This window comes from Pantoea sp. BRR-3P (assembly GCF_039621635.1).
Classification (GTDB): Bacteria; Pseudomonadota; Gammaproteobacteria; order Enterobacterales; family Enterobacteriaceae; genus Pantoea; species Pantoea floridensis.
In genome coordinates this window covers 1-4,410 of the sequence record NZ_CP155070.1, presented here as the reverse complement: position 1 = coordinate 4,410, position 4,410 = coordinate 1, and the positions used below count along the sequence as shown (strand labels likewise).

At 49.0% G+C, this 4,410-nt stretch carries 5 protein-coding genes; 4 read left to right on the top strand and 1 reads right to left on the bottom strand.

What is annotated here, in order from left to right:
• The first annotated feature begins 193 nt into the window (after positions 1–193).
• Both AAGR08_RS23890 and AAGR08_RS23885 read left to right on the top strand, forming a co-directional pair.
• Entirely contained in the window at positions 194–433 is a 240-nt protein-coding gene (locus AAGR08_RS23890) for a DUF2442 domain-containing protein (protein WP_187506540.1), read from the top strand.
• A gap of 851 nt (positions 434–1,284) precedes the next feature.
• Complete coding sequence (locus tag AAGR08_RS23885; protein WP_187506536.1) at positions 1,285–1,605, top strand: helix-turn-helix transcriptional regulator; 321 nt, start codon at positions 1,285–1,287, stop codon at positions 1,603–1,605.
• A 27-nt stretch (positions 1,606–1,632) separates the two neighbouring features.
• Here AAGR08_RS23885 and AAGR08_RS23880 read toward each other — a convergent pair whose 3' ends face one another.
• Positions 1,633–1,953: a type II toxin-antitoxin system RelE/ParE family toxin gene (locus tag AAGR08_RS23880; RefSeq protein WP_187506537.1), complete on the bottom strand. Its 321-nt coding sequence runs from the start codon at positions 1,951–1,953 to the stop codon at positions 1,633–1,635.
• 1,216 nt (positions 1,954–3,169) lie between these two features.
• Here AAGR08_RS23880 and AAGR08_RS23875 point away from each other — a divergent pair.
• Positions 3,170–3,349 (top strand): Rop family plasmid primer RNA-binding protein, encoded by a 180-nt coding sequence (locus AAGR08_RS23875; protein WP_187506538.1) that lies wholly within the window; start codon positions 3,170–3,172, stop codon positions 3,347–3,349.
• Between the two features lie 10 nt (positions 3,350–3,359).
• Entirely contained in the window at positions 3,360–3,761 is a 402-nt protein-coding gene (locus AAGR08_RS23870; protein WP_187506539.1) for a helix-turn-helix domain-containing protein, read from the top strand.
• The last annotated feature ends 649 nt before the right edge of the window (positions 3,762–4,410 follow it).

Sequence of the window (4,410 nt, the reverse complement as noted above, 5' to 3'; positions counted from 1 at the left end):
TGACGATATCTGCTTCCAGGGGCGGGCAGATGTACCACGCTTTGCGTTCTCCCTTTCAGGCTGCGGGAGTGTTCTTTACAGCCACCCGAAGGCGATCCTCTCAGGCCGTCGGATCATTGGTGGTCGTCATGGACGACAGGACTACCTGGGCATACTATCAACGTAAATTCGTGACGGTCAACCGGAGGTCGTGGTGAGCGTATCCATCAAATCAGCAAAATTTGATCCCTACAACATGTGGCTGCAGCTGAGCGACGGGCGCACCCTGGGCGTACCGTTGTCCTACTTTCCCACGCTGGCCGGCGCCACCGTAGAGCAGCTCGCAACGTTTGAACTGAGCCCACGCGGCATTCACTGGGATGGGCTGAACGAAGATCTGAGCCTGGAGGGCTTTCTGGTCACGCAGAAACTGCAGCAGGTCAGAAACGCTTAATGGGCGGGACAGGAAATGTTTTGTGGCCACCGCCGCTGCGCCGGCGCCACAAAACAGCGGGACAAGATGTGTTTTTGCTATACCGCCGACGCGCCGGCAGTTACGCAGAAACATTTCGTCAGGGCTGCGCCCCGACACCCTGAAAAATTTCGACGCGTCGAAATTTTCTTTCTCACTTTGACGAACGCAGGATAGAACAACGTCAGCAAATGGACTGCCGCGCCTGCCGGCTTAGCCAACGCCTTACGGCCGCACAGTAAACTGTGCACCCGTTCACCGTTATGCGGGGAGTTCTTTGCAGGAAATCCTCCCTTGGTTACAACATCCGCCCCAAATCCTTCCCCATTCACTTTCGTGCATGCCTATGCAGCGGCGTAAAAATTATCAGGGGCGTTTTGCCGGCTTTCAGGCAGGTAAAGGGACGGTTTTCGCGCCGGAGGCCGCAGGATCGCGCTGAGGGCCCCTGCGGGGGTGCGGCAAAGAGATGTTATGGTAAATCGGACTATATGAGGAATAGATAAAGGGAAGCTATATCGGTCGTCAGCGTGGGCTTTTAGTTATGCGAATTACTTGGTTGGTTGTTGTTCAGTTGTCTAAACCATCACATTAGTGTCATAACTCCAGTTCACCGGGCTGGCATTTATCGGATAAGTAAAAAAAGTTGGTCAAAAGGGTTGCTTCGGGATCTCAGAGGAACTATAACAAGTTCTCGGGTATATAATTATCTATATATATCTTGAATCCTAAATGTGGTTGCGTATAATGCGGCGCCCATGACATAAGGTTTTGGTTCGATTTCTGACCAGAATTTCTTTTACTTATACAACTCGTACATGAAGAGGAGGATCAATATGCTGCATACAGCCAGCAGTCCGTTTGAACTCTTTGCTAAAAACGCAGTTGAGCTGAACATGCTGTCCCTCAAAAGCAAACTGTTGATTATCATTGCCGAAATGATACGTGGTGAGGGGTGGTCGCAAGCCGCTGCTGCAAACAAGCTAGGTGTGAGCCAGCCAAGAATAAGTAACCTGATGAATGGTCAGGTTTCAAAATTTGCTATTGATACGCTGTTGGAAATGCTGTGTCGGATTGGTTTTGTGATTGATGTAACATTCAGACCACATGACCAAGAAAGTCCACTCCATGTAAGCGTAAAAAAGGCGGTTGTGTGAGAACCGCCTTTGAGATTTATTTTTTTGCTATGTTATGGTCTTGTAACGCTTTTTTATCGTTTCTTCATGAGCTTTTGGCGTGCCGTCCGATGTCTTACTATACACGTGCAGGACATAAACTTTGTCGTCCTTGATTGTGTAAACCAGCCTGTAAGCAGGGCGGCCGTTCTTTCTTAACTCAAACACTCCTTTTCCCAATCCATTGAGAGCTTTTGATGATGAAAGCGGCCTTAGCCTGTTCATCAACATTTCCATGTCTACAGCAAACGCCTCCTGGACCTTTCTGTTTTCTAGGTTCTTAAAATCCTTATCTGAACCGCCTTTAAAAACCAGCTCTAGCTTATCCATGTAATACCCCCTACTTAAATTAAGGTGTTCATATAAAACCCTCTCTCGATTAAAAAAAAACCCGCACATTTTTGGATGGAAATTGGGCAGGCCCGTGGTAACTGAGGGAGTATACATGTAGAAAACTTTAGAGTTCCAGACATAAATATATTCGTTTTTATATAAATAAGAGCTTAAGGCTAACTTAAGCTGGTTTTATAGATTTTGGAGCTTAACTCTGGTTGGTTTTATAGCTTAGATGACTGCTCTGACTGGAAAAAAAAGATATCTGCAATTCTTTCATTGGCTTGGAAGTTATACCAGGAAGGAAGGATCCTTGACGATCCTGCGTGGGGCGGCGTAGTCTACGCTGGAAAAGAAAAAACCACCCGGCAAGGTGGTTTTTTCAGAGGTTCAGTAAACCGGCAAGTTTCTGAACCGTGGTAACTGGCTTATCAACGGAGCGCAGTGACCAAATCTGTCCTTTCAGTGTAGCTGTTGTAGGGCTGACACTTCAAGAACTCTTAGTGTACTTCATTCGTACTCTTCGCTCCGTGAATCAGTTACCAGTGGCTACCGCCAGTGGCGCTTTGTCGTGTCTATCAGGGTTGGACTCAAGAGAACAGTTACCTGAACAGGCGTGGTAGTCGGACTAAACGGGGAGTTCGTGCATATAGTCCAGCTTGGAGCGAACCACCTAAACAGCACCCAGTGTTAGGCGTGGTATGAGAAAACGCGGCCATAACAGCGGAAAGACACGGGCTAAGCTGTAAGGTGGGAACAGGAGAGCGCACGAGGGAGCCACCGGAGGGAAACGTCCGGTATCTTTAAGTCCTGTCGGGTTTCGCCACTTCTGATTTGAGCACCGGAAATCGACTGATTTCTGTGATGCTTGTCAGGAGGGCGGAGCCTATGGAAAACGGGGGTGCAGGGGACTAGGCTCGAGGGTTACGTGAGGCGCTTTTGACATTGTACTAGAAGGTTTATGGCTTGCTTTCCGTATGTTGTATCTAAGAAGAGTTTCTTGATGATGCTGGCTTTGCAGCGGAATGTGCAAAAGGGAAACATATACGTGCAGCAGAAGGTCAGGCCGCTGAATTCATTTGGAGCAACCCTAAGCCTTTCTGTCGTTAATCGGTAACGCTCGCCGCAGTGTTCGTCAGGCTGTGCCTGACGAACCGAGGAAGCGTCATTTCACCTGTTCTCAGCATATAGCACGTACGCACGGGAGCGTCTGATGACTAAGCAGCACAAAACTGCGCTGAACATGGCAAAATTCATTCAGGCCCAGAGTCTGCTCCTGCTGGAAAAGCTCAATGAGCTGGATTTAGACGATGAAGCCGATATGTGTGAAAAGCTTCATGAAGATGCTGAACACCTTCATGATGTTCTTCTAGGCAGGTTAGAGCAGGAATGATGGTAAACGAATGGCAAAAGTATCGATCAGTGAGGCTGCCAGGCTTACAGGTAAGAGCAGAACAACGCTGCACAGGTTAATAAAAGCAGGTGAACTGTCCACTTGTTCAGGTGTGCGCAATGCAAAAATGATAGACATATCAGAACTTATTCGAGTTTTTGGCGACATCTCAACACCTGCGCGCGAACAGCCGTATGAACAGGCTTTTGAACAGCATGTTACAGTCACGCCTGCATCTCATGAACATGTGGTTAACACCTTAAAACAGGAAGTTGAACACCTCAGGGCACTTGTTTCCGCCCAGGAATCTCATATAGACAGCCTTAAACAGTCATTGCAGTTGCTTGAGCACAAAAAAGACGTGCAGCAGCCCTCACTGCCTCCGCCTAAGTGGTGGCAGTTCTGGAAATAACAGGTCCTTAAATCTGTTACCTGACTCACATCTGGTGTTCCGGTCCCGATGACACGGTTACTTTTGCGCTTCCTGCGTCTCAGCTGGTATCTGTGCATCGGGATGACAGATTGTTGAGTTCTTGCGAGGTTTCCCCAGGTCGCTGACCTGTTCGCGGCTTACGCCGGGCTGACTTGTGTCAGACTCCCTCCACACACCCGATTCAGGGTGCCGCCATCGATACCGAGCTGATTATTTTCCTTTTCTTTTTGAATACGTCTGTGGATATGTCTACAGCGTTAGGTGAAGGCCCATTCAGAGCGCATGAAAACACGTAATACGTGCACGTCAGATTGTAGATACCGTCATGAGGCGTTGTGCCGCAGGGGCTGCAGCGTGGTTTTTTCACGCGTCACTTTGTTCTCGTTTTACTCAAACCAAAGTGACGCCGTTCAGTCCGGAGGCGCGTTTTCCTCTGCAAACAGGTGCTTTCCTAAAGACGTAATGGTGATCGCAGGGTATAGCGGGCTTTTCGCGACAGACCCGCTACAGGTTTATCGGCGTTGTGGTTGCCGGCGCGTAAATGCCGGCAGCGGATGGCAGGACGGTCGGTGCCGGTCACTGCGTTGTGAAATGTACCCTCATCGTCGCGTCGTAGGTGCGCTGTTTG

Excerpts from the sequence above, each read along its gene's own strand:
- AAGR08_RS23885 (WP_187506536.1), top strand. The coding sequence starts at position 1,285 with ATGCTGCATACAGCCAGCAGTCCGTTTGAACTCTTTGCTAAAAACGCA.
- AAGR08_RS23880 (WP_187506537.1), bottom strand. The coding sequence starts at position 1,953 with ATGGATAAGCTAGAGCTGGTTTTTAAAGGCGGTTCAGATAAGGATTTT.
- AAGR08_RS23875 (WP_187506538.1), top strand. The coding sequence starts at position 3,170 with ATGACTAAGCAGCACAAAACTGCGCTGAACATGGCAAAATTCATTCAG.
- AAGR08_RS23870 (WP_187506539.1), top strand. The coding sequence starts at position 3,360 with ATGGCAAAAGTATCGATCAGTGAGGCTGCCAGGCTTACAGGTAAGAGC.